Genomic DNA, 25,616 nt, shown 5'->3' with positions numbered 1-25,616 from the left:
AAGGCATTCTTGCGTTGAGGAACCATTTGATGCGCCCTTTTTTGTTGCTCTTTCTGCTGTTCCCGGTGTTGGAGCTGTTCGTATTCGTTCAAGTCAGCAGTGCGATCGGCTTTTTCCCGGCCCTGTTGCTGATCATTCTCGGCTCGATGCTCGGCGTCCTGGTGCTGCGCGTCGCCGGCCTGGCCACCGCGCTGCGTGCCCGTGAAAGCCTGAACCGTGGCGAACTGCCCGCCCAGACCATGCTCGAAGGCCTGATGATGGCCTTGGCCGGCGGCCTGTTGATCCTGCCTGGTTTTATCAGCGACGTGGTCGGCCTGGTCATGCTGCTGCCGTTCACCCGCAAACTGCTGGCCGGCAAGATGCGCCAGCGTGCCGAAGAGGCTGCGATTCGTCAGCGTGCGTTCGCCGACGACCTGCAACCCCGTGGCGGCCCGGCCCCGCGCCAGCCGTTGGGGCGTGAAGGTGATGTGATCGAAGGCGAGTTCGAACATCGCGACAGCAAATAAACGCTTCATTGGCACGGCACCTCAGGGTGCCGTGTTGCTTTCAGCCGTCGGCACACGCAAAAAATTTACGCCGAGGCCCCTTGTAATAAGCTTATGCGCCCTTATGTAACGGTCACCGCAAGGTTTCTGGTGGCGACACCAGACAGACTTCCGCGTCTTGCTTGGCGAGGCGCGACCGGCTCAGCCGGAATACAACCCGCCGGTATTGACACCGGCCGATGAAAAACACAATTAGGAGAGATCGACAATGAGCAAGCTTCGTCCTCTGCACGACCGCGTCGTAATCCGTCGTAGCGAAGAAGAAAAGAAAACCGCTGGCGGTATCGTTCTGCCAGGTTCGGCTGCTGAAAAAGCCAACCACGGTGTGATCGTCGCTGCGGGTCCAGGCAAAACCCTGGAAAACGGTGAAGTGCGTGCTCTGGCCGTTAAAGTCGGTGACAAGGTTGTATTCGGCCCTTACTCCGGCAGCAACACTGTGAAAGTTGACGGCGAAGACCTGCTGGTCATGGCTGAGAACGAGATTCTCGCCGTACTGGAAGCGTAATTTTCCCGCTCATTTTCCCGTTACTCCAAAGTATTTAAGGATTATCGATCATGGCTGCTAAAGAAGTTAAATTCGGCGATTCCGCCCGCAAGAAAATGCTCACCGGTGTCAACATCCTGGCTGACGCAGTAAAAGCGACCCTGGGCCCGAAAGGCCGTAACGTGATCATCGAGAAGAGCTTCGGCGCTCCGACCATCACCAAGGACGGCGTTTCCGTAGCCAAAGAAATCGAACTGGAAGACCGTTTCGAAAACATGGGCGCGCAGCTGGTCAAAGACGTTGCCTCCCGTGCCAACGATGACGCAGGCGACGGTACCACCACCGCTACCGTCCTGGCTCAATCGATCGTCAACGAAGGCCTGAAAGCCGTCGCTGCCGGCATGAACCCGATGGACCTGAAGCGCGGCATCGACAAGGCGACCATCGCTGTTGTTGCCGAGCTGAAAAACCTGTCCAAGCCATGCGCTGACACCAAGGCTATCGCTCAGGTAGGCACCATCTCCGCCAACTCCGACAGCTCCATCGGCGACATCATTGCCGAAGCCATGGAAAAAGTCGGCAAAGAAGGCGTGATCACCGTTGAAGAAGGCACTGGCCTGGAAAACGAGCTGTCGGTTGTAGAAGGCATGCAGTTCGACCGCGGCTACCTGTCCCCGTACTTCGTCAACAAGCCAGAAACCATGGTTGCCGAGCTGGAAAGCCCGCTGATCCTGCTGGTCGACAAAAAGATCTCCAACATCCGCGAAATGCTGCCAGTGCTGGAAGCCGTCGCCAAAGCCGGCCGCCCACTGCTGATCGTTTCCGAAGACGTTGAAGGCGAAGCCCTGGCGACGCTGGTAGTGAACAACATGCGTGGCATCGTGAAGGTTGCAGCCGTCAAGGCTCCAGGCTTCGGCGACCGTCGCAAGGCCATGCTGCAGGACATCGCTGTTCTGACTGGCGGTACCGTTATCTCCGAAGAGATCGGCCTGAGCCTGGAAAGCGCCACCCTGGAAAACCTGGGCAGTGCCAAGCGCGTGACCATCTCCAAAGAAAACACCATCATCGTTGACGGTGCTGGCGTAGAGCAGGACATCCAGGCTCGCATCACCCAGATCCGCGCCCAGGTTGCCGAGACTTCGTCCGACTACGACCGTGAAAAACTGCAAGAGCGCCTGGCCAAACTGTCCGGCGGCGTAGCAGTGATCAAGGTTGGCGCGGGTTCCGAAGTTGAAATGAAAGAGAAGAAAGCCCGCGTTGAAGACGCCCTGCACGCTACCCGTGCAGCCGTTGAAGAAGGCGTGGTACCTGGCGGTGGCGTTGCGCTGATCCGTGCTCTGGAAGCTCTGGTTGACCTCAAAGGCGACAATGCTGACCAGAACGTCGGTATCGCAGTTCTGCGTCGCGCCGTTGAATCCCCACTGCGCCAGATCGCTTCCAACAGCGGCGATGAGCCAAGTGTTGTGGTCAACGAAGTGAAGAACGGCAAAGGTAACTACGGTTACAACGCTGCCACCAGCGAATACGGCGACATGGTTGAGATGGGTATCCTGGACCCAACCAAAGTGACCCGTTCCGCGTTGCAGGCAGCTGCTTCGATCGCTGGTCTGCTGCTGACCACCGAAGTGGCCATCGCTGACAAGCCGAAGGCTGAAGGCTCGGCTGGCGGCGGTATGCCAGACATGGGCGGCATGGGTGGCATGGGCGGCATGATGTAAGCCAGCCTTACCCGGCTAACTGAAAAGCCCCGCCTGCAGTGATGCAGGCGGGGCTTTTTTGTGGGCGACTGTTACTCAGCCAATCGCGCGTCGACGCAACAGCTTCTTGAATGTCATCCCGCGGGCCAGTGTGGGTTGGCCGATAAAGAGCACGCGTGCAGCGGACCACGGTGCAGTCGTACTGTCGAGTGGCTCTTCGGTAGGCACATGTGCGGTTGTGCTGGGTATGGGCCGCCCCCAGTGGCAGGCCAGCAGTGAACTGGCGGCAATACACAGCGACAGCATCAACGTGGGCAAATGCTTCTTGGGGGGACGCATGAACGGGCTCTCCAACCGGATCCAAAGGATGGGACCCAGGGTGCAGGGGCTCTCCTGGATCAGGTGGCGAGGTTACGCAGAATGCCGGCGGTTCATTGTCACAGGCTGTAACACGCTGGTTATTGAGGGCGCAGGGGCAGGATCAGGGTCAGGCGCGCACCGCCCAAAGGGCTGCGCGTAACGGACAACTCACCGCGGTGCCATTGGGTCGCGCGCTTGGCCAGCGCCAGGCCGAGGCCGAAGCCGCCGGACTCATCGCCGCCCATGGCCAGCCGTACGAAAGGTTCGAATACCTTTTCGCGGTTTTCAGCGAGGATGCCGGGGCCGTCGTCGTCCACATGCAACACAAGATGCTGGTCATCCTGGCGAGCGGCGCTGACGCACACCTGGTCGCGGGCATAGGTGATGGCGTTGCTCAACAGGTTGCGCACGATCAAATGCAGCAAGGCGCGGTCGCCGATCAGTTGCAGATCCGCAGGCTCAGTGTCCAGGCTCAGGCGGCGATGGTGTCCGTCGAGCAAGGCGAACTCCTGATGCAGCCAGTCGCGGATAGGGATGGGTTCATGTTGCAGGTCGGTGGGCGCACCGGCCATCCGGGCAAAGGCGAGGCTGGCGCGGACCAGAGCTTCGAGTTCTTCCACATCGGTTTGCAGGCGTTCCTGCAAGCGGGTACGGGTGGGTAAATCGTCACTCTTGCCCAGCAGGGTCAAGGCGAAACGCATCCGTGCCAGAGGCGTGCGCAGTTCGTGGGAGACGGCTTGGGAAACCTCCCGGTGACGTTCGCTCATCGCCATAATGTCCTGCGCATGTTGTTGCACGGTTTGCAGCAGCGGCGTCCATTCCTTGCCCATGGCCGGCAACATTGCATTGGGCGTGCGAGCCAGGGTGCCCAGGCAGGCATTGAGTGCTTCCACCTCGGCGGTACGCTGACGGCGTGCACGCAGCCCCAGCCACATCCACAGCCCCAGAGGCAGGCCGGCCACGCACGCGGTGATCCCATAGACCGGGAATTTCAGCAGGTCCTTGACCTCGGCTGTTCCCCACATGGGCCCGAACTGAATCAACGTCTTGTCGTCGAGCGGGAAATAGCTAATGTCTTCATCGCTGTTTTGCGCCGGTTGCTGGTGTTTGAGCATGATCAGCGCCTCGGGCGGTAACTCGATCTCATCCAGGGTGACCAGGCTGATCGGGTACTGGAAGCGCGCACGCAGCGCCTCCATGCGCGCTTCACGCTGCTCGGCCGGCAAAGGCTTGAGCTGCTCCGCCACCAAGTAGCCCGGCCCGGCCATCAAGCGCAAAAAACTGTACTCGCCGACGAACACCGAAGCGTTGGCGCACAGCCACAACAAATAAAGCGTCAACGCGCCCCAACTGGTGCCCGCCACGATCGCCATCCAGGGCCGCACTTTAGAGAGCATGCCGAGCGCCTTGCGGGATTTCGACAAACAGATAGCCCTGGGCCGTGATGGTCTGGATGGTCACCGGGCAGTCCAGGCTCATCAGCTTCTTGCGCAAGCGTGAGACGCGCATGTCCACGGAGCGATTGATCCCGTCGTATTCCAGGCCACGCAGGCTTTGCAGGAGTTTTTCCCGGGTCAGCAACACCCCGCAATGGCGGGCGAAGATCGTGAGCAACTCGAACTCGGCCACCGAAAACTGCAAGGGCACCTCATCGAGCCAGGCGAAGTGGTTGTTGAGGTCCAATCGAAAGGTGCCCCACTGGTAATAGGCGCGGGGGGCTTGTGGATGGCGGCGCAGCAACGAGCGGATCCGGGCCAGCAACAGCAGCGGGTCGACGGGCTTGACCACATAGTCGTCCGCGCCGACGTTGAACCCGGTCAATTGCTCGGCGTTCTCGTCCAGCGCCGTCATCATCAGGATCAAGCCGGGGTACTGGTCGCGAATCTGTCGGCACAGCGTGAAGCCGTCAATGCCCGGCAACATCACATCCAGGATCAGCAGCGCCGGCTGTTCGTCACGGATACGCTGGGCTGCGCGATCGCCGCGGTGTTCCACCGCCACGGTAAACCCTTCGGCGCGCAGGAACTCGGCGGTCAGCGCGGCCAGAGGGAGGTCATCTTCGATCAGCAGCAGGGTGTCGGGCATGAAAGAGCGTCGTCGCCAGAGGATGGGCGCAAGTGTTACGCCCTTCAGGAGGGCAGGCAAGGGGCGTTCGTTTGGCGGCCATTTTTGCCTGGGGCCTGTCGTCGGTGTGTGAAGCTATAGTGAAAAACTCGTTGGTTGATCCAATCAGTTGAAAAGCGTAATCGCTGCGCCCTCCAGGTCTATCCCTGAGCCACACTTGGCCTTAAGCTGCGCGAGCCAACACGGCCGTTACCGCGTACGGAGACACTGCCCATGCGAATTTTATTGGTTGAAGACAACCGCGATATTCTGGCCAACCTGGCGGATTACCTGGGGCTGAAGGGCTATACCGTGGACTGTGCGCAGGACGGTTTGTCGGGCCTGCACCTGGCCGCCACCGAGCATTACGACCTGATCGTGCTCGACATCATGCTGCCCGGCATCGATGGCTACACCCTGTGCAAACGCCTGCGCGAAGATGCGCGCCGTGACACGCCGGTGATCATGCTCACCGCCCGCGACCAATTGGATGACCGGCTGCAGGGCTTCAAGTCCGGCGCCGATGACTACCTGCTTAAACCGTTTGCCCTGTCGGAGCTGGCCGCGCGTATCGAAGCCGTGCTGCGCCGTGCCCAAGGTGGCGGTCGTCGCGCCCTGCAAGTCGCCGACCTGCATTACGACCTCGACACCCTGGAGGTGACCCGCGAAGGCCGCTTGCTCAAGCTCAACCCGGTCGGCCTGAAGCTGCTGGCGGTGTTGATGCAGAAGAGCCCGCACGTGCTGCGCCGCGAAATTCTTGAAGAAGCCCTGTGGGGCGACGACTGCCCGGACAGCGACAGCCTGCGCAGCCACGTTCACCAATTGCGCCAAGTGATCGATAAACCGTTCGCCAAGCCGTTGCTGCAAACGGTGCACGGCGTCGGTTATCGCCTGGCTGAGGGTAGAGATGGAGTTTAAGCAAAGCCTTGCCCAGCGGATCATCATCGCCTTTGCGTTGATGAGTGCGTTGGTGGCGGGGGCCTTCGCCATGGGTATCGTCGCGACGGTGCACCTGGTGGAAGAGAAGCTGATCTCGGCAGGCTTGGGCGGTGACCTGCAACGCCTGTTGCTGATGGACACGGTCGAAGACTGGCGGCACCGGCCCGAGCCGGACCAGTTGTTTTACTTCAGCGGTGGCCCGGGCGATTTTGAGTTGCCCAAGGATCTGCGTCACCTCGAACCTGGCTTCCATGAAGTCTTCCGCGAAGCGTTGTCGTACCACGCCATGGTCGAAGTGGTCGACGGTCGGCGCTACGTGTTGCTGCAGGATCAGAGTGATTTTGAAGAGCGTGAGCGGGTGCTGTTTGCCGTGGTGCTGGTGGGTTTCGTACTCAGCCTGGCACTGGCGGTATTCCTCGGTTGGGTTCTGGCACGCAAAGTGATGGCGCCGGTCGTGCGCCTCGCCCGCCAGGTGCGTCACCGCGACCAATTGCTGGGTTTGGCGCCGCCGCTGGCACCGGACTATGCGGCCGACGAAGTGGGTGAGCTGGCGGTGGCGTTCGATGCCACCCTGGGGCGCCTGCGTCAGGCATTGTCCCGTGAGCAATTGTTTACCAGTGACGTCAGCCACGAATTACGCACGCCGTTGATGGTGCTGGCAAGCTCCTGTGAACTGCTGCTGGAAAACCCGGCCATTGATCAACGTGGGCGCAATCAAGTGCAACGCATTGCCCGCGCTTGTGAAGAAATGCGCGAGCTGGTGCAAACCTTCCTGATGCTGGCCCGTGCCCAGCACAATGACGCGGCGATGTCGCCCCAGGTGACGCTGGCGCAGGTGGCGGATGACTTGCTCGGTATCTGGCGTGACCCCATCGAGCGTAAAGGCCTGGAGCTGATCTACCAGCCTGGCAACCCCCTGGACACGCGGTACAACACCACCTTCCTGCACGCCGTCATGGGCAACCTGCTGCGTAACGCCCTGCACTACACCGAACACGGGTTTATCCGCCTGACCCTGGAGCCCGCAGGCTTTGTGGTGGAGGACAGTGGTGTGGGTATTCCCGAGGACAAGCGCGAAGCGATGTTCGAGCCGTTCGTGCGCGGCAGCGAGAAACGTGGTGACGGCCTGGGCCTGGGGTTGTCACTGGTCCAGCGCATCTGCGAAAACCAGGGCTGGACCGTGAGCCTCAGCACCATGGAGCCCAACGGCTGCCGCTTTCACGTGCAATTGAGTCAGGTCAACGCCTGACTCCACCCTCTGCCGCTATCCTGCCAGAGATCCCCGTCATTCGGCGAAGATGGCCCCATGCCATTGCTTGTGTCTGTAAAGTCTTGAAATGTATGGGGTTGGACAGGACAAGATTTTCACAACGGGTTGACCTGTTGATCACAGAGTGCTGCTTAAGGTTGTAGGCATCAGCAACTGGAGATCCGTCGATGTCTACCCCGATCAAGCTCGAATTTTCCGAAAAGTACGACGACGAACACGCCCACGAATATTTGCTCAAGCATCAGGACAATCTGGCGCGCCGGTTGTCCCACAAACGCGACGAGCAATTGGCCCGTGGCGCGCTGGCGATGGCCGGTGAGCCTGGCCTGGTATTGGACCTGCCGTGCGGCGCAGGGCGTTTCTGGCCGCTGCTGGCGGAAAAGCCCAACCGCGTCATTATCGGTGCCGACAATTCGGCGTCGATGTTGAAGGTGGCAACGGTCGCCCAGCCCGCCGATGTGGTGAAACGGGTACGACCCTTGCAGACATCTGCCTTTGATATCGATCTGCCGGATAACTCGGTCGACAGTATTTTCTGTATGCGCCTGTTGCACCACATTGGTGATCCGACGCACCGACTGGCGATATTGCGGGAGTTTCAGCGCGTTACCCGTGACAGCGTCATTGTTTCGCTGTGGGTCGATGGCAATTTCAAAGCCTGGAAACGCAAGCGTCTCGAAAGCCAGCGTCGCAAGAAAGGTGAGCAGGAAGGTTACCAAAACAGGTTTGTGTTACCGGCTGCTACTGTTGAAGCAGAATTCGAAGAAGCCGGTTTTCGTGTTCAGGAATCCCTGGACTTCATACCGCTCTACGCCATGTGGCGAGTGTATGTATTGCGCAAGAGGTAACAGGATGGCAGTTGAGTGCGTAGCAGGCAGTCATGTAAAGCCCGAAGAACGATTCGATTATTTCTGGCGCCAGCAAGGCGAGTGGGTCGAAGAGCCCAATCGCCGGCGCGGGGGTGAGAGTGGTGTGCAACGCGTAATGAGCGCCAATGGACGCCTGCTCTACAGCAAGCGCCAGACCGGGCACATCTACCGCAGTTGGCTGCATCCTTTTGGCCGCCCCACGGTATTGCGTGAGCGAGATGCGATCAAGGGCCTGCGCCTGTTGGACGTACGCGTGCCGGAAATGGTCTTTTGCGAGGCACGCCGGGACCCCGAGCACCACTGGCAGGCTCTGCTGGTGACCGCAGCCCTCGACGGCTTCGACGAAATCGAAAACTGGTACGCCGCCGGTGGCCGCGAGCAGTACGGCGAGTTAGTGCATGAGCGCGTGCTCAAGGAGCTTGCCGGCACCTTGGCGCGCATGCACCGTGGGCGCTGGCAGCATGGCTGCCTGTACATCAAGCACATTTTTGTAAGGGTGACCGGCCAGGGCGACTCGGCCAACGTCGAGGTGGCACTGCTGGATTTCGAGAAATGCCGCCAACGCTTGACCGCTTATCGGGCCGCTTCCCACGACATGCTGCAACTGCGCCGCCATTCGTCGTGGAATGACACGGACTGGAAGAAACTCAGCTACTTTTACGAGACGGCGTTTGGCAGCGCTATCAAGGGTTTAACCAGATGAAGCTAGAAATAGCACGAGGTTTGTTCCTGGTCGGGGCGTTGGGCGTTGCAGCCTTGGCGCTGGCGGCCTGGGAACAGCCTCGCACACAGGTGCTCAGTGCAACGCAGGGTGGCGCGCAATGCCTGTTGCCGCGCGTCGCCAAGGCGAGCACCGCGGCCAAGCCTGATCATGAGTTGTTGCTGTTCATGTTCGGCATGTCTCAAGGGATGAGGCCACAGAGTTGAAACGATTCAAACCCCCAGGAAAGGGCCTTGCGATGCGAGGCCCTTTTTTTTGCTGTGCGCCAGCTCAGATCAGATGCAGGTGGTTATCCCAGAGCCCGGCGGGCAATTCCAACGGCTTTGCCACCAACGGTTTCTGACGACAATCGTAGAACCGGCAACGACCTTGGCCCGAGGTCACGACAAAGCCATCCTCGACGGCCCCGACACCGGCACAGTCGGGCAATGGTCCATCCAGACGCAGCTCGCCACTGTCCATGTCCCAGATAAAGAAGCGATTGCCACGCGGTGCAGTCAACGCCACCAGGCGCAACTCGCTGTGCACTGCGACGCTGGCGGTGTAGTGCCCCATCGCCTGCAACTGCTCATCCGCCACCGGGAACGCCACGAACGGCTGGCCCGGTCGCTTGATCGCCAGCAACTCGGAACGCTCCTGTGACGCCCCCATGAACTGCTGCCCGGTGAGGATGGTGCCATCGCTGGCAATCCCCATATGGCGCACGCTGTTCATCTGCTGGCCGAGGGTTTCTTTGCTGATCAAGGTGCCGTCGCGCTGCATCAGCACTAGGCTCGGCTCCATGGCGTTTAGGTTCATCTCCACGCGGCTTTCGGCTTCGGTGCGAATGCCACCATTGGCCACTACCAGGGTTTCCCCGTCGGGCATCCACGACACCTGATGCGGGCCGATGCCGTGGGTGGCAATCTCGCCGGTATGCACCAGCCGCTCACCTTCGAACTTATACACACCGAGTAGGCCGCGGCCGGGGTCGGTCGTGTCGTTCTCGGTGGCGTACAACCAGTCGCCGCTCTTGTGGATGACCGCGTGGCCATAGAAGTGGCGATTCGCCTTGGAGGTGATGGTTTGCAGCAGCGCACCATCACGCAGGTCGATCAGGTAACTCTCGGTGCCCGGGCGACGGGCGACAAACAGCGCGATCGGCAGCGTCGGGTGGTTGATGATGTCGTGGCAGCGTTGGCCGACCTGGGTGGCAAACACTGGCTTGCCGTCCAGGCGATAGCCCACGGCGTAGTGCTTGCCGTCTGCATCATCCCGCGCTGACAGCAGCAGCGGGCCTTTATCCTTGCCTTTGAACAGCGTCCAGCCGCCCAACGTGAACGCACTGAGCAGCACGCTGCCAACCGCCAAAGCCTGTCGCCTGAGCATCATCAGTCACCGTCGTTGGCGTTAAAGCCCAGTTGAATGCCCAGCGCCTTGGCCAACTCGCCTTCGTGCAGGCGGTGGACGACGTTGAGGCTGTCGTAGATATCGTTGAGCTGCTGGCGCCCGGCGTCGTCGGCCAGCAGTTCATTGAGGGTGCGTTGGTTGCTGGCGAACAGTTTGAGGGACGCGGCATAGGCGGCGTCGATCTTGTCGGCCAACGGCTTCTGTTCGGACGGCAGCAGGCCACGCAGGCCTTTGTTGTCGACGCCAACCCATACGGTCTGGGCGGCGGCGAGGCTGGCTTCGAGGCTTTGCAGGGACGACTGGCTGCGCCATGCATCGGCCTGGAATGGCTGCGGGATGCCCTTGGTCTGGCGACCCATCGGCGTGCCGAGTTTTTTCTTCAGGGTGTCCAGTGCGGTCACTTGGACGCGCAGCAGATCGGCAATGGCTTCGTGGGAATCGGCGTAGCGCTGGTTCGGAAACTTGGTCATCTGCGCCAGCATGCCATCGGTGCTGTTCCAACTGGCCAGGATTTCTTCGGCCAGGGCCTTCTGACGGTCGCCGATGGCCACCAGCAGTGGGCAGTAACGGGCCTTTTGCGCGTCGTCGGCAATGTCGGTCTTGGCGTCGTAGAGGATGTATTCGTAGGCCGACAGGCCTTGCACCACCACGCTGGACTTGGCCAGGGCGGCGCCATCGATCTGCGGCTGGCTGGCGACCAACTGCTCGACCTGGCGGCCGACCAGATTCTTCTTGTCTGGCCAGAACTGTACCTGCCACGAACGGTTGCCTTCAGCCAAGGGGCCGATCAACAACGGTTGCAGCTCGGCCCAGGCCTTTTGTGCGTGCAGGAAGTCGGCACGGGCGGTGTCCAGGCTCTCTTTGCCCTGGCAGTAGGCCAGGGCGCTGACGGCCAGTTGGCGGTCGGCTTCGACCCAACGGCTGTAGGTCGGCAGGATCACTTGCTTGGCGATGGCCGCCGAGGTCACCGCTTGCGGGTCTTGCGGTGAGCAGGCGCCGAGGGCGAGGGCGGCCAGGCTGGTGAACAACAACTTGGGACGGAACATGTCGAGCTCCCTTCTGTAATTGGGGCGAAGCTTATAAAGAATTCAGGAACGCCAGCAACGCAGCGCGCTGCTCGGCATTAAAGGACAACACATGCTGCTGCGCCGCTTTTGCTTCACCGCCGTGCCACAGCACGGCCTCCAGCAGGTTGCGGGCGCGACCGTCATGCAAGAACTGGGTGTGGCCACTCACGGTTTGTGTCAGGCCAATGCCCCACAACGGCGGCGTGCGCCAGTCGCGGCCACCGGCCTTGAATTCGCTGCGGTTGTCGGCCAGGCCTTCGCCCATGTCGTGCAACAGCAGGTCGCTGTACGGACGAATCACTTGGTTGGCCAGCTCAGGTTCAGCGGCATTGGCCGCCGTGGTGAACGCGGGTTTGTGGCAACCCTGGCAACCGGCCTGGTAGAACAGGTTTTTGCCGGCCAGCACCTGCGGCGTGTTGACGCCACGGCGCGCCGGCACGGCGAGGTTGCGGGTGTAGAACAGCACCAGGCGCAGGATGTTGTCGCTGACTTCCGGCTCGCCATCGGGGCCATTGCCGTTGGGGGCTTGTTTGCAGGCGACTTGGGCATCGGTGCAGTCATCGAAGGGTCTCAAAGAGGTAGTGAGGCCCATATCACCAGAAAACGCGTGAACATTTTGTTGATTGAGGTTGGGTTGCCCAGCCTTCCAGCCAAAACGCCCGAGCACGGTTTTTTGCTGGGCGTCGTCCCAGACCCAATTGGCACGGCCGACGATGGCTTCTTTGTCGGCGGTCTTCGGGTCGGTGTTGCGCAGGATATCGGCGTCACTGATGGCTTCGAGCAGGCCCAGGCCGATCATCGGTGGGGCGATGCGGGCGGAGAAGCGCGTATCCGGGTGCATCGGGCCGTAGCCGAGCTGGGTGATCTGCAGGTCCGGCTTGCGCAGCTCGACCACTGTGCCGTCCTTGAAGGTCACGTGGACGGGTGTGTAGTCGACCCGCACCTTGCCTTCAGGCAGCACGCCTGGCACGGCCATGTCCTGCAGTTGCCCACCGTAGACCGGCTCGGGCACCACGCCGACCTGTTCGATGAGCTTTGCATACGGCGCTGCATCCGGAATCGACAGGCGCACCAGCATCGACACCGCATTCGGTGCGTCGGGTAACGGCGGGTGCCCACGGCCATCTTTTATATGGCAATTCTGGCAGGCATTGGTGTTGAACAGCGGGCCGAGACCGTCACGCGCCGTGGTGGTAGAGGGCGCGATCACCCAAGGGCTGCGAAAAAAGCTGTTGCCGACGCTGAAATCCAGGCGACGGGTGGGCGACAGGTTGGCCGACGGCAGGGAAAATGCGTTCTGGTCACGCTTGTTCACCGTCGCCGCGCCGCCCGCCCGTGATTCACCCGGCTCGGCCTTGGTGAAACGTGGCGCGTCATCGCAGGCAGTCAGGCTCAGGGCCATCAATGCGGCGGACAGGCAAAGAAGCGGACGGAACATCGAGTTTCCTGACGCGAAGGCTGAAAATAAGGTCGCAAAGTCTAACAGGGCAGGGCCGAATGAATAAGAGCAATTATCGTTTGGTGGAGGGCGATGCATTCCCGCTAGAATGGCCGCACATTTTTCTCTGGAGGTGGCCAATGCAGGCTCTCGACGCTTTGCTCAACCGTGTTTCCGTGCCGCGTCTGCTGGAACCGGCGCCGACCCAGGAGCAGCGCGACGTGCTGTTCGCCGCCGCCATGCGCGCGCCCGACCACGGGCAATTGCGCCCTTGGCGCTTTCTGACCGTTGAAGGTGCCGCCCGTGAACAGATGGGCACGTTGCTGGCTGAAGCTGCACGCCTGCAAGACGCCGATGCGCCACAAGCCGCCATCGACAAGGCCCAGAACGGCCCATTGCGCGCGCCGTTGGTGGTGGTGGTGATTGCCCGTTTGCAGGAACATTTCAAGGTGCCGAAATCCGAGCAATTGCTGGCCGCCGCCTGTGCGGCCCACGGCATCCTGCTGGCGGCGTATGCCCAGGGGATTGGCGCCGTGTGGCGCACCGGTGAACTGTCCTACTCGGCCCACGTTGCCAAAGGCCTGGGCCTTACGGCTGACGAGGAAGTGATTGGCTTCCTCTACCTGGGCACGCCGCAGAACCCGCCGCGTACCGCGCCGAAAGAAGACGTGGCGGCGTTTGTCAGCGCCTGGACCGGCGTTTAAACCCTGAACTGATCCATCAACTTCATCTGCTGAGTAGCCAACGCATTGAGTTGGCTGCTGATGGCCGCCGACTCGGTGGCCTGGCCGGTGAGGGTTTCGGTCACGGTGCGGATCGCCGAGACGTTGCGGTTGACCTCTTCGGCCACCGCGCTCTGTTGTTCGGCGGCGCTGGCGATTTGCAGGTTCATGTCGCTGATCACGGTCACCGCATCGCTGATCTTGCCCAAGGCCTGCACCGCTTGATGGATCTGCCCGGCATTGCTCTGGGCTTGGCTCTGGCTTGAATGCATAGTGGCCACCACGCCACGGGTGCCGCTCTGGATGCGTTCGATCACCAGGCGGATTTCCTCCACGGAGTCCTGGGTGCGCTTGGCCAGGTTGCGCACTTCGTCGGCCACCACCGCAAAGCCACGGCCGCTTTCCCCGGCGCGCGCGGCTTCGATGGCGGCGTTCAGCGCCAGCAGGTTGGTCTGCTCGGCGATGCTGCGGATCACTTCCAGCACCGAACCGATCTGTTCGCTGTTGACCGCCAAGGCTTCGACTTCGCCCACGGCCTTGCTGACTTCTTCGGCCAGGGTGGTGATGTCGCGAGTGCTCTGCTCGATGATCGACATGCCTTCGCGCGCCGACTGATCAGCCCCGCGTGCCGCGCTGGCGGCGTTGGAGGCGCTGTTGGCGACGTCGTGGGCGGTGGCGCTCATCTCGTTGGACGCGGTAGCCACTTGGTCGATTTCGCGGAACTGCACTTGCATGCCTTCGCTGGTCTGGCGCGCGATGGCCGATGACTGATCGGCGGTGCCACGGGCTTCGGTGATGCTTTGCTTGATCTGGGCAATGGTCGGTTGCAGCTTGTCGAGGAAGCGGTTGAACCAGTTGACCAGTTCTCCGAGTTCATCCTTCTTGGTGTAGGCCAGGCGTTGAGTGAGGTCACCGTCGCCGCTGGCGATGTCTTTGAGCATGGCGGCCACGCTATTGATTGGGCGAGTTACGCCGGTGGCGGTCAGCCAGATCAGCAGCAAACCTAGCAGCGCAGCGGCGGCGCCGACCAGCAAGGCCTTGAGCGTACCGGCGGCCTGGGCTTTGTCGAGCACGTCTTGCAGCTTCAAGGTGTCGGCCAGCATCACGTTCTTGGGCAGCTTGATCACCACGCCCCAGGATTTTGCGTCGGCAATCGGCTTGACCGGGAAGACGGCGCGGATGGTGTCGTCCTGCTCGCGGATCATCGGTGACTCGCTGGCCAGCAGTTGCACGATTTCCTTGCCTTCGGCGCCGATAATGTCGATCAGGTTTTTGCCGACCTTGTCCGGCTGGCCGCTATACGCCGCGATCAGGCCGGTACTGGACAGGATCTCCAGATGCGCCGCGCCGTCGAACAGTTCTTTTTGCGCCGCGTCCGTCACTGCTTGCAGGGTGTTGAGGGCGATGTCGATACCGACCACGCCGATGACTTTGCCGTCCACGATCAGCGGCAAGGCAATGGTGGTCATCAGCATCTGCTTGCCGGCCACTTCATCGGCATAGGGATCCAGCAGGCAAACCTTGCGCGTGTCCCGTGGGCAGGTGTACCAGATGTTGTAGGGCGTGCCGCTGAGGTTGGGGGTGGTCTTGGTCAGGTCTTCTTCCACCATGATGGTATTCAGCCCTTCACCGCCGGCGCGGCTCCAGTAGCTGGAGAAACGGCCTTTTTCGTTGGACACGCGGGCCTTGTCGTCGACGAATTCGTTGTCCTTGCCATCCAGTCCATTGGGCTCGAACGACAGCCAGATACCCAGCACTTTGCTGTTGCGCTCAAAGGTGGTCTTGAGGCTCTGGTTGAGTTCTTCCCGCAGTGCGCCAGGTTCCATGGAGCGCTTGGCTGCCAGGGCGCGCAGGTCCTTGACCTGGTCGGCGAGGGCCGTCACCACCAACAGGTTTTCGCCAAAGGTTTTCTGCAATTGCACGGCCTGTTCGGCGGCTTTGGATTGCAGCAGGTTCTGCACGCTGTTGGTGAGCATTCGCGAGCTTGAATCGCTGATCAGCTGATCGTTCTGATTGGTTTCGTAGAGATTGATGCTGATGATCAGTGCGATGACCCCCAAGAGGCAAAGGCCTGACAGCAGCACGATTTTCAAGCGAATGGAGAGGGTGTCGAACATAGGTTCACTCACGAATGGACTTGTTGGAAAGCACGCAGTGCAGGCCAAGTCCATTCAGCGCTATGTCTGAAACATCGGCGTCATGAAGCAATTCATGAGAGAGAGGCGATGAGCGGTAGGAAAAACCCTACACGCTACGTTATACGGGCGCTGCAAGCCGCTCCGGACGTGACCAGATCCACAGATTGCCCAGGCTCATCCCGGCAATCGCCAGGTAGATCGGCCAACCGTGGTCGAGCATCACCAGCATCAGCATGGCGCACAGCAGCATGCTCACGGTGGCGCTGACTTTGGCCCGGCGGGCGATGATCTTGCCGTTGCGCCAGTTGAACAGGATCGGCCCGAACAGCCGGTGGTTTTCCAGCCAGGCGCTCAGGCGCGGTGAGCTTTTGGTGGCGGCCCAGGCGGCCAGCAGGATGAATTCGGTGGTGGGCAACCCCGGCACGACAATCGCTATCAACCCGATGCCCAGGCTGACGTAGGCCAGCAGGCCGAAGAGGATTCGGGCGATTTTCGAGGTGGATTGGGTTTTGCCGGTCATAGGTAGAGATATCACAGAGAATCAATATGAAATGAGATCTAAATGTGGGAGCGGGCTTGCTCGCGAATGCAATGTGTCAGCCAACACATCTCTGACTGATCTACCGCATTCGCGAGCAAGCCCGCTCCCACATTTTTATCGCATTCCAGCCAAGAGTCAGGCCAGTTCAGGGGCGCTAGCGTACGCTTGTTCCAGCAAAACGGTGAAGCGTACAAACGCGTCGATTGCGCCTTTTTCCACCGCAGCCTCTTCTTCAGCGTTGAATTCCAGGGCATCGAGCGTACGCGTGAAGCTTTTCCAGCCTTCAGCGCGGCCACCGGCCGGCTCACCCAGGTGACGGGCACCGAAGGTTTCGCTCAGGCCCAGGCCCACGGCGCGCTTGATCAGGAACGCAGCGCCCAGTTTGGAGCCTTCGGACACGAACAGCCAGCCCAAGGCTTCGGCCTTGCTCGGGTTCTTCACGGCGCCAGCGACCGGTGCAGGCACTTCGGTGTCGAGGTCGCCCAGGTCCAGCTTGGCAGCTTCGGCGCGGCAACGTGCGGCCAGGTCCGGTACGATCTTGATCAGTTCGGCATCGTTGTACAGCGCTACCAGCTCCGACTGGAACAGGTACTGCGCCACTACAAAACGCGCGAAGTTGGCCTGGGTTTCAAACGGGGCGTGGGCTTTGACCAGGGCGTCGAGCTTGGTATGCGGCTCGTTGGTGATCTGGTTCAGGCGCTGGGAGCGTAGGCTTGGGCGTTCTGCGGTTGGAGAAGCGGTCATGAAAAAATCCTTGAGAAGGGGAGCGCCTGGGTGCCCTAAAGAGAGCTGTTATCAACTAGACGAACAAGAAGACGCGGCACAGTAAAAAATCCTCACCTCGTCGATAACATTTCGACGAGGTGAGTGGGGCGGATCAGATGTCCCAGATCACGTTGATCGCAAAGTTGCGACCCGGCTGGGTCAGGCGGTCGAGGTTGGCCGGGGAGGTCACGCCAGCTTCGCCGACGCCGTCGTAGCTGCGTACGTCGTCCCAGTTCCAGTACTTCTTGTCGGTCAGGTTGTAGAGGCCGCCATTGATGGTCACGTCGTTGGTGACTTTGTAGAAGGCCGTCAGGTCCAGGACGCCAAAGCCCGGTGTCTTGAAGGGCGCGCCGGTGCTGCCGTCGGGCGCGTGGAAGGTGGTGCTGTCGACGCGGTCCTGTTTCTTGACCAGGGTCCAGCTGACCAGACCGCCGTACTGTTCCTGCTCATAACCCAGGCCGAATACGCCCTTGAGCGGGTTGACGCTGTTGAGCGGCTCGCCCGTGTCGTCGTTACGACCGTAGGTGTAAGCCACCGAACCCAGGGTGTACAGGCCTTGCGGCGCGCCGAAGGCGTCCAGATTCAGGCGACCCTTGGCTTCAACCCCCTTGATGGTGGCGTGCTTGATATTTTTTGCCTGGAATTGCTCGACGGTACTGCCTGCAGCTACTGAGTCTTCGTCGATGAAATCACGGTATTTGTTGTAGTACACCGCCACATCAAACGAGCCGGAATCAAAGTTGCCACGAATCCCGGTTTCAATGCCTTTGCTGCTTTCCGGCTTGAGGTCCGGGTTGGGTGCAACGGTATAACCCTGTTGGATGTTTTCGAAACGACCGAACAATGCCTTCGCGGACGGCGTACGGAAACCTTCGGCGTATTGGCCGAACCAGGTGTAGTTATCGGTCAGCGCGTAAGTCAGGCCGAATTTTGGCGTGACACGGTGCCAGGTCTTTTCAGAATCGCTGTGATCGTAGATCCGTGTTGGGTCGACGGTATTGAGGAAGTCTTGGGTCAGCTTGGGCTTGAGTTGGGTGTAGTCATAACGGACGGCGGGCAGGAAGGTCCATTTATCCCAGGCAATCTGGTCCTGGGCGAACAGCGAGTAGGTGTTGATGGTCGGATCCGGGAAGTCGCTGGCGCGGACTACCCGGTCATTGATATTGGTACTGGGCGCGCCAACGGCGGTACAGCCCGTGCCACCCACTGCCAGGCAGGTGGCGCCACCGTCACGGGAGCCGGTGACCTTGGCTTGCTTGAGCGTCGTGCCGTAGGTCACCAGGTGGTCGGTGTCGCCGATCGCGAAGGCTTTATCGAGCTGTGCGTCAAAGACCCACTGCTTTTCCTGATACAGCGTCTCACGGTCACGCAACACGCGGCGGCCACCGGACACGTAGACTTCTTCGGTGGTCTGGTCGGTCTTGGCGATCTGGTAGTTGAGGCTGGTCTTGATGTGATCGGCAATCGGCGAGTCGAGGGCGAAGCGGTTTTCGATGCCGAAACGCTCACGGGTAATGGTGTCGTTGCCGCTGCGTGCGCGGTACAGGTTGCTGACGAAGGGGCCTGCGTTGAAGGGGCCACCGACGGCACTTTTCTGGTTGGTGTCGCGATCGTCCTTGTACTTCTCGTAAGTTAGGCCGAGGCGATTGTCTTCACCATAATTCCAGCCCAGCTTGGCCAGGATGTTGGTGGTGCGCGCATCTTCCGGGTTGGCGCCGGTGCGGGCCAGGCCGGTGGCGTTGTTGCCGTCGTAGGACTCCATTTCATGACCGTTGCGCTGGCTCAGGTGCAGCAAACCGTCGAAGTCCTGCACGCGGCCAGCGAAGGTGCCAGAGGTCAGCCAGCTTTCATCGGCGGAGCTGTAGCCGGTCTTGAGGCGGGCGCCAACGTCCTTGCCGGGCTTGATGATGTCGTCAGGGTCGAGGGTGAAGTAACTCACCGCGCCGCCAATGGCGCTGCTGCCGTACAGGGCCGAGGCCGGGCCGCGCAGGATTTCGACGCGCTTGACGATCTCCGGGTCGACGTAGTTGCGACGGGTCTTGGCGTAGGGGCCGTTGAAGAAGTTGTCCGGCACTTCCACACCATCGACCTGAGTGAGGATACGGTCACCGTCGATGCCGCGGATGTTGTAGCCGGCATTGCTGGAGCGGTTGCCGGCGCCACCGACCGAGACGCCGGGCTCGTAGCGCACCAGCTCGCGGATGGTATTCACGTTCTGGCGGTCCAGCTCTTCGCGATCATGCACGCTGACGGTGCTCGGTACGCTGCTCACGTCCTGCTCATTGCGGGTGGCGCTGATGGTCACCTGTTGCAGGTTGAGGGTGCTGCCCGCTGCGCGTTTTTCCAGGACGATATTGTTGCTGCCCAGTTTGCGATAGCTCAGGTTGGTCCCCACCAACAGCCGGTCCAGGGCTTTTTCCGGCGGCAGCGGGCCGCGCACGCCAGGCGACGACACACCCTGGCCCAATTCTGCGGGCAGGCCGACTTGCCAGCCGGTCACCGCGGTAAAGGCGTTGAGGGCCGAGACCAGCGACTGCTGCTCGATGCTGAAGTTGTAGTTGCCGTGACTGCGTGCAGCAGGTTCGGCGGCGGTGGCGGTCATTACTGGCGCACCGGCCAGCAGAATGGCGGCCGTCAGCAAGGACAGGACGGGCGAAGAGGACCGGCGGTTGAAACAAGAGGACATCGAGAGCGCTCCGGGGTACGAATCTTATAGTTGCGAACTGAAACAAATAGGAATCAGTTGCATTGGCTAAGACGAGACGTACCACCCTCAGCTATCGAGTAAAAATAATTCTCATTTAGTTCAAGATCACCAGCGCCGGGTATTCCGACAGCTTGGCCGAGGTGATGTGGGCCAGGGAGCGCACCACGTCCAAGGGCTGGTCGAGGCGGTAATTGCCGGTAACGGCGACACTGGCCAGTTGGTCATTGGTGTTGACGATCCAACCAGGGTAATAGCGACGCAGCTCGGCGAGCACTTCGCTCATCGGGCAGTTTTCGAAGATCAGCCGGCCTTGCACCCAGGCCAAGTCCTTGTTGGCGTCCAACTTGGCCGGCTGGCCGAAGCCCTTGGGCCCGATGCGGATACTTTCCCCGGCGCGCAGGCGCACGCGGGCATCATCGAAAGTGTTGCTCAGGTCCACATCGCCGCGTTGCACCTGCACTTGGGCTTCGCCATTCAGGTAACGCACGGCGAAGGCGGTGTCGCGCACGCTGGCGCGCACGGGGCCGGCGTCGATTTCCAGGGGCAGGCCGTGGCTGGGCACGATTTCGAAAAACGCCTCGCCCTGGTACAGGCGGGCGATGCGCTGGTGGTCCTTGATGCTGCTGGAAAACGCTGAGTTGGTGTTCAGCAGCACCTTGGAGCCGTCGTCCAGTTGCACGCGCTGGCGTTCGCCCACCACGGTGAGGTGGTCGGCCTGCAGGCGTACCGGCAGGTTGCTGAAGCTGAACAGGCCGATCAGCAGCACGGCGGCGGTAGCCAGCGGTTTCCAATGCGGTTTGATTCGACGCCAGGCGCTGGGCTTGCGCGGTACGGCCAGTGCGACGGCGGCGCTGTGCACCGGCGCTCCACCCCAGGCGGCCTGGGCCTTGGCAAAGGCATGAATGTGGGCGGGATCGCTGGCCAGCCACGCTTCGAATTCGGCTTGCTGCCCGGGTTGCGGGCACTGCAAGGCGATCAGCCAGTCGAGGGCTTGGTCCATAGCCGTGTCTTGCAACACCTCATGAGCCAGCTCATGGGGGCGCAGTTTATTCGGGTCCGTCACGGTGTTCCTCGGGTCTTCGCCACGTTCTATTCAACTTTCCTACAGCCTGGATCGACGCTTCTGTCGGGTGAAGCTTAAGGCCGATCCAGCCGTTCGGCCACACCTACGCAGATGGCCATAATCAATTTGAGTTCCTTTTGCACGGTGCTCAAGGACACTTCCAACTGATCGGCGATCTCCTGGTAACTGCAACCATGCAGGCGACTGAGGATGAAGATCTGCTGTTGGCGGGCGCTCAACTGGCCCAGGCTGACGCTCAAGGCTTCAAGCATTTGCTCGGCCTGGGTGGCATCTTCGGGTGTGCTGATGGGGGCAGCGACGCTTTGCAGGACATCCAGCGGAACATCTTCCTGCAGCGTGCGGGCCTGGATCCTGCGCGCACGCAGGTGATCCAGCGCCAGGTTGCGCGCCGTCTGATACACGAAAGGTTCAAGGTGATCGATCGGCCGCTCGCTCAGGGCCCGAGTGACGCGCAGGTAGGTTTCCTGCAGCAGGTCCTCGGCGGTGCTGTGGTTATTCACCATCCGCTGCAAGGTGCGAAGCAGAATCACCCGTTGGGTGAGAAAGACGTGGTTGAAGCGAGATTGGCTCACAGTGATACCAGACCGGTTTGCAGTTAATGATAATGCTTATCATCAACGCAAATGGCAAGTAGCACGTTTAACTGTAGGAGCGAGCTTGCTCGCGAAAGTCGTCAACGATAACGCTGACAACCTGGATGAACGCGGTGACGGTGCGTTTTTCGCGAGCAAGCTCGCTCCTACAGGAGGTTGGGGATTATTCCGCGTTGCAGAGCGCCAGGCAGTTATCCAGCATACGGTTGGAGAAGCCCCACTCGTTGTCATACCACGCCAGCACTTTCAGCAACTTGCCACTGACTTTGGTGTGATTGGCATCGAAGATCGACGACAACGGGTTGTGGTTGAAGTCGCTGGAAACCAGCGGCAAGGTGTTGTAACCCAGAATCTTCGAATGCTGGCTGGCATCCTTGAGCAGCGCGTTGACCTGTTCGGCAGTGGCTTCTTTCTTCAACTGCACGGTGAGGTCCACCAGCGACACGTTGATCACCGGTACACGCACCGCCATGCCGGTCAGCTTGCCCGCCAGTTCCGGCAGTACCAGGCCGACGGCTTCAGCGGCGCCGGTCTTGCTCGGGATCATGTTCTGGGTGGCCGAACGCGCGCGGTACGGGTCGGTGTGGTAGACGTCGGTCAGGTTCTGGTCGTTGGTGTAGGCGTGGATCGTAGTCATCAGGCCACTTTCGATGCCCAACTCGCGGTGCAGCACCTGAGCCACAGGCGCCAGGCAGTTGGTGGTGCACGAGGCGTTGGAGATGATCTGGTGGGATTGGCGCAGAATGTCATGGTTCACGCCGTAGACCACGGTAGCGTCCGCGCCCTTGGCCGGTGCGGAAATGATCACCTTGCGCGCGCCAGCGGTAATATGGGCAGCCGCCTTGTCACGGTCAGTGAACAGGCCGGTGCATTCAAACACCACGTCGATCTTGTGCGCAGCCCACGGCAGGTCGGCTGGGTTGCGAATGGCACTGACGGCAATCCGGTCACCGTTGACGGTCAGGCTTTCCTGATCGTGGGCGACCTCTGCTTCGAAAGTGCCATGCACGGTGTCGTATTTGAGCAGGTGGGCATTGATCGAACTGTCGCCCAGATCGTTGATGGCGACGATCTGCAAATCCTGGCGGTAGCCTTGGGTATACAGTGCGCGCAGGACATTACGGCCGATACGGCCAAAACCATTGATTGCGATACGAAGAGTCATTGGAGAGTGCCTGTCGTCGATTTGTTGTAAGAATTACAAGATTATTCGCATAAAAATAGAAAACAAGCCTTTTTAGTGGCAATATTTTGTTCAATCTACAACGAGTGACCTGAATCAACTGGTCCGATGATCCAAACGACTCCCTGCCATCCCATGCGCTGCGGGCGTTTGATCAGCATAGACACTCAGGTCGCCACATCCGTTAGCCTGGAGTTCTACACATGCATCCCCGCGTTCTTGAGGTCACCGAACGGCTTATCGCCCGTAGCCGCGCCACCCGCCAGGCCTACCTTGCGCTCATTCGCGGTGCAGCCACCGACGGTCCGATGCGCGGCAAGCTGCAATGCGCCAACTTCGCCCACGGCGTGGCCGGTTGCGGCACTGAAGATAAAAATAGTCTGCGCATGATGAATGCCGCCAACGTGGCAATTGTTTCGTCATATAACGACATGCTCTCGGCGCACCAGCCGTACGAACATTTCCCTGAACAAATCAAGAAAGCCCTGCGCGAAGTCGGCTCGGTCGGCCAGTTCGCCGGCGGCACCCCTGCCATGTGTGACGGCGTGACCCAGGGCGAGCCTGGCATGGAGCTGAGCCTGCTCAGCCGTGAAGTCATTGCCATGTCCACGGCGGTAGCGCTGTCCCACAACATGTTCGATGCCGCGCTGATGCTGGGCATTTGCGACAAAATCGTCCCCGGCCTGATGATGGGCGCGCTGCGCTACGGCCACCTGCCGATGATCTTCGTGCCGGGCGGCCCGATGCCGTCGGGCATCTCCAACAAGCAGAAAGCCGACGTGCGTCAGCGCTACGCCGAAGGCAAGGCCACCCGCGAAGAGTTGTTGGAATCGGAGATGAAGTCCTACCACAGCCCTGGCACCTGCACCTTCTACGGCACCGCCAACACCAACCAGTTGCTGATGGAAGTGATGGGCCTGCACTTGCCGGGCGCCTCGTTCGTCAACCCGTACACGCCGCTGCGCGATGCACTGACCCGCGAAGCCGCGCACCAGGTCACGCGCCTGACCAAGGCCAACGGCAGCTTCATGCCGATCGGCGAGATCGTCGACGAGAAATCCATCGTCAACTCCATCATCGCCCTCAACGCCACCGGTGGTTCGACCAACCACACCCTGCACATGCCGGCGATCGCCATGTCGGCGGGCATTATTCTCACCTGGGACGATATGGCTGACCTCTCCGAGGTGGTGCCGACCCTGTCCCACGTGTATCCGAACGGCAAGGCCGACATCAACCACTTCCAGGCGGCGGGCGGCATGTCGTTCCTGATCCGCGAACTGCTCGAAGCCGGCCTGCTTCACGAGGACGTCAACACCGTGGCAGGCTTTGGCCTGAGCCGCTACACCCAGGAACCCTTCCTGGTCGACGGCGAATTGATCTGGCGCGATGGCCCCATCGAAAGCCTCGACGAAAGCATCCTGCGCCCCGTCGCTCGTGCGTTCTCGCCGGAAGGCGGCTTGCGCGTGATGGAAGGCAACCTCGGTCGCGGCGTGATGAAAGTCTCGGCCGTGGCGCCGGAGCACCAGATTGTTGAAGCACCGGCGGTGGTGTTCCAGGACCAGCAAGACCTGGCCGACGCGTTCAAGGCCGGTCAGTTGGAAAAAGACTTCGTGGCCGTCATGCGCTTCCAGGGCCCGCGCTCCAATGGCATGCCCGAATTGCACAAGATGACGCCGTTCCTCGGCGTGTTGCAGGACCGTGGCTTCAAAGTCGCACTGGTAACAGACGGGCGTATGTCCGGCGCGTCGGGTAAGATCCCCGCCGCGATCCACGTCAACCCCGAAGCCCAGAGCGGCGGGCCACTGGCGCGGGTGCGCGATGGCGATATCATTCGCGTGGATGGCGTGAAGGGCACCTTGGAGCTTAAGGTGGACGCCGACGAATTTGCAGCGCGCGCGCCTGCCACGGGCCTGTTGGGCAATAACGTGGGGGCCGGTCGCGAGCTGTTTGCATTTATGCGCTTGGCCGCAAGCTCCGCAGAGCAGGGCGCCAGCGCCTTTACCTCTGCCTTGGAGACGCTTAAGTGAAGCTTGCGCTGGTCGGTGATATCGGGGGCACCAACGCCCGTTTCGCGTTGTGGCGCGATCAGGAACTGCATTCGATCCGCGTGCATGCCACGGCGGATCACTCCAGCCCTGAAGACGCGATCAAGGTTTACCTCAAAGAGGAAGGCCTGCAAATCGGCGACATCGGCGCGGTGTGCCTGTCGGTGGCCGGGCCGGTGAGTGGTGATGAATTTAAATTCACCAATAATCACTGGCGCCTGAGCAAGACTGCGTTTTGCAAGACGTTGCAGGTCGATGAACTGCTGCTGGTCAATGACTTCTCGGCCATGGCCCTGGGCATGACCCGCCTCAAGCCCGACGAATTCCGCGTGGTCTGCGAGGGTACGCCGGAGCCGTTGCGCCCGGCGGTAGTGATTGGCCCTGGCACTGGCCTGGGGGTCGGCACTTTGCTGGATTTGGGCGCTGGGCGCTTTGCGGCATTGCCGGGGGAGGGCGGGCATGTCGACCTGCCCCTGAGCAGCCCGCGTGAAACCCAACTGTGGCAGCACATCTACACTGAGATCGGCCACGTCAGCGCCGAAACCGCCTTGAGCGGTGGCGGCTTGCCGCGTCTGTACCGTGCCATTTGCGCGGTCGACGGCCACACGCCGGTACTGGAAACCCCCGAGGCCATCACGGCCGCAGGCCTGGCCGGTGACCCGGTGGCGATGGAAGTATTGAACCAGTTCAGCATCTGGCTGGGCCGCGTCGCTGGCAACAATGTGCTGACCACCGGTGGACGCGGTGGCGTGTACATCGTGGGCGGGGTGATACCGAGGTTTGCCGACTTCTTTATCAACAGCGGCTTTGCCAAGAGTTTCAGTGACAAAGGCTGCATGAGCGACTACTTCAAGGGCATTCCGGTGTGGTTGGTAACCGCGCCGTATTCCGGTTTGACCGGGGCTGGCGTCGCGCTTGAGCAGGCCTTTGCCGTGTAGGAGCGAGCTTGCTCG

Annotated in this window: 24 protein-coding genes and 1 pseudogene; 11 read left to right on the top strand and 14 right to left on the bottom strand. The window is 60.9% G+C overall.

What is annotated here, in order from left to right; genetic code table 11:
• Window positions 1–29 precede the first annotated feature (29 nt).
• The 3 genes from HX793_RS02935 to groL all read left to right on the top strand — a co-directional run bounded on the left by HX793_RS02935 (window position 30) and on the right by groL (window position 2,747).
• A complete protein-coding gene (locus HX793_RS02935; RefSeq protein ID WP_016975517.1) occupies window positions 30–506 on the top strand; it encodes an FxsA family protein in 477 nt (158 codons plus the stop codon).
• Between the two features lie 247 nt (window positions 507–753).
• Complete coding sequence (locus tag HX793_RS02930; protein WP_016975516.1) at window positions 754–1,050, top strand: co-chaperone GroES; 297 nt, start codon at window positions 754–756, stop codon at window positions 1,048–1,050.
• Between the two features lie 50 nt (window positions 1,051–1,100).
• Window positions 1,101–2,747 carry a chaperonin GroEL gene (gene groL, locus HX793_RS02925; RefSeq protein ID WP_016975515.1) on the top strand — a complete coding sequence of 549 codons (1,647 nt, stop codon included), beginning with the start codon at window positions 1,101–1,103 and terminating at the stop codon, window positions 2,745–2,747.
• A 75-nt stretch (window positions 2,748–2,822) separates the two neighbouring features.
• Here groL and HX793_RS02920 read toward each other — a convergent pair whose 3' ends face one another.
• The 3 genes from HX793_RS02920 to HX793_RS02910 all read right to left on the bottom strand — a co-directional run bounded on the left by HX793_RS02920 (window position 2,823) and on the right by HX793_RS02910 (window position 5,171).
• Entirely contained in the window at window positions 2,823–3,065 is a 243-nt protein-coding gene (locus tag HX793_RS02920) for a hypothetical protein (protein WP_157742090.1), read from the bottom strand.
• Window positions 3,066–3,184: 119 nt separating this feature from the next.
• Window positions 3,185–4,483 (bottom strand): sensor histidine kinase, encoded by a 1,299-nt coding sequence (locus HX793_RS02915; protein ID WP_177094130.1) that lies wholly within the window; start codon window positions 4,481–4,483, stop codon window positions 3,185–3,187.
• Window positions 4,473–5,171, bottom strand: a complete 699-nt coding sequence (locus HX793_RS02910; protein ID WP_016975513.1) for a response regulator — start codon at window positions 5,169–5,171, stop codon at window positions 4,473–4,475. The genes HX793_RS02915 and HX793_RS02910 overlap by 11 nt, the downstream gene beginning before the upstream one ends.
• A 252-nt stretch (window positions 5,172–5,423) precedes the next feature.
• On the opposite strand from HX793_RS02910, the gene colR reads away from it, so the two are divergent.
• The 5 genes from colR (at window position 5,424) to HX793_RS02885 (ending at window position 9,194) form a co-directional block, all read left to right on the top strand.
• The gene (gene colR, locus HX793_RS02905; RefSeq protein WP_016975511.1) at window positions 5,424–6,107 is read left to right on the top strand and encodes a two-component system response regulator ColR; all 684 of its coding nucleotides are present in this window, start codon (window positions 5,424–5,426) and stop codon (window positions 6,105–6,107) included.
• Window positions 6,097–7,377 carry a sensor histidine kinase gene (locus HX793_RS02900; protein ID WP_016975510.1) on the top strand — a complete coding sequence of 427 codons (1,281 nt, stop codon included), beginning with the start codon at window positions 6,097–6,099 and terminating at the stop codon, window positions 7,375–7,377. The genes colR and HX793_RS02900 overlap by 11 nt, the downstream gene beginning before the upstream one ends.
• A gap of 188 nt (window positions 7,378–7,565) precedes the next feature.
• Window positions 7,566–8,246 (top strand): class I SAM-dependent methyltransferase, encoded by a 681-nt coding sequence (locus HX793_RS02895; RefSeq protein WP_177053405.1) that lies wholly within the window; start codon window positions 7,566–7,568, stop codon window positions 8,244–8,246.
• Between the two features lie 4 nt (window positions 8,247–8,250).
• Complete coding sequence (locus tag HX793_RS02890) at window positions 8,251–8,970, top strand: lipopolysaccharide kinase InaA family protein (protein WP_016975508.1); 720 nt, start codon at window positions 8,251–8,253, stop codon at window positions 8,968–8,970.
• Window positions 8,967–9,194, top strand: a complete 228-nt coding sequence (locus HX793_RS02885) for a hypothetical protein (protein WP_028617789.1) — start codon at window positions 8,967–8,969, stop codon at window positions 9,192–9,194. The genes HX793_RS02890 and HX793_RS02885 overlap by 4 nt, the downstream gene beginning before the upstream one ends.
• Before the next feature lie 64 nt (window positions 9,195–9,258).
• Here HX793_RS02885 and HX793_RS02880 read toward each other — a convergent pair whose 3' ends face one another.
• Genes HX793_RS02880 through HX793_RS02870 form a run of 3 tightly spaced genes read right to left on the bottom strand, consistent with a single transcriptional unit; the run spans window position 9,259 to window position 12,882 of the window.
• Entirely contained in the window at window positions 9,259–10,356 is a 1,098-nt protein-coding gene (locus HX793_RS02880) for a DUF1513 domain-containing protein (protein WP_177053443.1), read from the bottom strand.
• A gap of 2 nt (window positions 10,357–10,358) precedes the next feature.
• Complete coding sequence (locus tag HX793_RS02875; RefSeq protein ID WP_016975505.1) at window positions 10,359–11,423, bottom strand: imelysin family protein; 1,065 nt, start codon at window positions 11,421–11,423, stop codon at window positions 10,359–10,361.
• A gap of 31 nt (window positions 11,424–11,454) precedes the next feature.
• On the bottom strand, window positions 11,455–12,882 hold the full coding sequence (locus HX793_RS02870) for a di-heme oxidoreductase family protein (RefSeq protein WP_177053404.1): 1,428 nt from the start codon (window positions 12,880–12,882) through the stop codon (window positions 11,455–11,457).
• Window positions 12,883–13,022: 140 nt separating this feature from the next.
• On the opposite strand from HX793_RS02870, the gene HX793_RS02865 reads away from it, so the two are divergent.
• Window positions 13,023–13,586, top strand: coding sequence for an NAD(P)H nitroreductase (locus tag HX793_RS02865; protein WP_016975503.1), 564 nt, complete (start codon window positions 13,023–13,025; stop codon window positions 13,584–13,586).
• Here the strand turns inward: HX793_RS02865 and HX793_RS31945 are convergent.
• The 8 genes and pseudogenes from HX793_RS31945 to gap all read right to left on the bottom strand — a co-directional run bounded on the left by HX793_RS31945 (window position 13,583) and on the right by gap (window position 22,597).
• Window positions 13,583–14,338 (bottom strand): methyl-accepting chemotaxis protein, encoded by a 756-nt coding sequence (locus HX793_RS31945; protein WP_406598664.1) that lies wholly within the window; start codon window positions 14,336–14,338, stop codon window positions 13,583–13,585. The genes HX793_RS02865 and HX793_RS31945 overlap by 4 nt on opposite strands.
• 102 nt (window positions 14,339–14,440) lie before the next feature.
• Window positions 14,441–15,430, bottom strand: a pseudogene (locus HX793_RS31940) (methyl-accepting chemotaxis protein); the annotation flags it as partial.
• Between the two features lie 430 nt (window positions 15,431–15,860).
• Complete coding sequence (locus tag HX793_RS02855) at window positions 15,861–16,262, bottom strand: YbaN family protein (RefSeq protein ID WP_016975501.1); 402 nt, start codon at window positions 16,260–16,262, stop codon at window positions 15,861–15,863.
• A gap of 156 nt (window positions 16,263–16,418) precedes the next feature.
• Window positions 16,419–17,027, bottom strand: a complete 609-nt coding sequence (locus HX793_RS02850) for a biliverdin-producing heme oxygenase (RefSeq protein ID WP_028617783.1) — start codon at window positions 17,025–17,027, stop codon at window positions 16,419–16,421.
• A 133-nt stretch (window positions 17,028–17,160) separates the two neighbouring features.
• Window positions 17,161–19,734: a TonB-dependent receptor gene (locus HX793_RS02845; RefSeq protein WP_177094132.1), complete on the bottom strand. Its 2,574-nt coding sequence runs from the start codon at window positions 19,732–19,734 to the stop codon at window positions 17,161–17,163.
• A gap of 115 nt (window positions 19,735–19,849) precedes the next feature.
• Window positions 19,850–20,818 carry a FecR family protein gene (locus tag HX793_RS02840; protein WP_177094134.1) on the bottom strand — a complete coding sequence of 323 codons (969 nt, stop codon included), beginning with the start codon at window positions 20,816–20,818 and terminating at the stop codon, window positions 19,850–19,852.
• Window positions 20,819–20,892: 74 nt separating this feature from the next.
• The gene (locus HX793_RS02835) at window positions 20,893–21,411 is read right to left on the bottom strand and encodes an RNA polymerase sigma factor (protein ID WP_016975497.1); all 519 of its coding nucleotides are present in this window, start codon (window positions 21,409–21,411) and stop codon (window positions 20,893–20,895) included.
• Between the two features lie 184 nt (window positions 21,412–21,595).
• Window positions 21,596–22,597: a type I glyceraldehyde-3-phosphate dehydrogenase gene (gene gap, locus HX793_RS02830; protein ID WP_016975496.1), complete on the bottom strand. Its 1,002-nt coding sequence runs from the start codon at window positions 22,595–22,597 to the stop codon at window positions 21,596–21,598.
• A 221-nt stretch (window positions 22,598–22,818) separates the two neighbouring features.
• Here gap and edd point away from each other — a divergent pair, with 221 nt between their 5' ends.
• Complete coding sequence (edd, locus tag HX793_RS02825; protein ID WP_177094137.1) at window positions 22,819–24,645, top strand: phosphogluconate dehydratase; 1,827 nt, start codon at window positions 22,819–22,821, stop codon at window positions 24,643–24,645.
• A complete protein-coding gene (locus HX793_RS02820) occupies window positions 24,642–25,601 on the top strand; it encodes a glucokinase (RefSeq protein ID WP_177094139.1) in 960 nt (319 codons plus the stop codon). Before edd ends, HX793_RS02820 begins: the two co-directional genes overlap by 4 nt.
• The last annotated feature ends 15 nt before the right edge of the window (window positions 25,602–25,616 follow it).

The sequence above is a fragment of the Pseudomonas reactans genome, from assembly GCF_013387025.1.
GTDB classification, from domain to species: domain Bacteria; phylum Pseudomonadota; class Gammaproteobacteria; order Pseudomonadales; family Pseudomonadaceae; genus Aquipseudomonas; species Aquipseudomonas reactans.
Note: the sequence above shows the minus strand (reverse complement) of the source record. Positions and strands in the feature narration are given on the sequence as shown.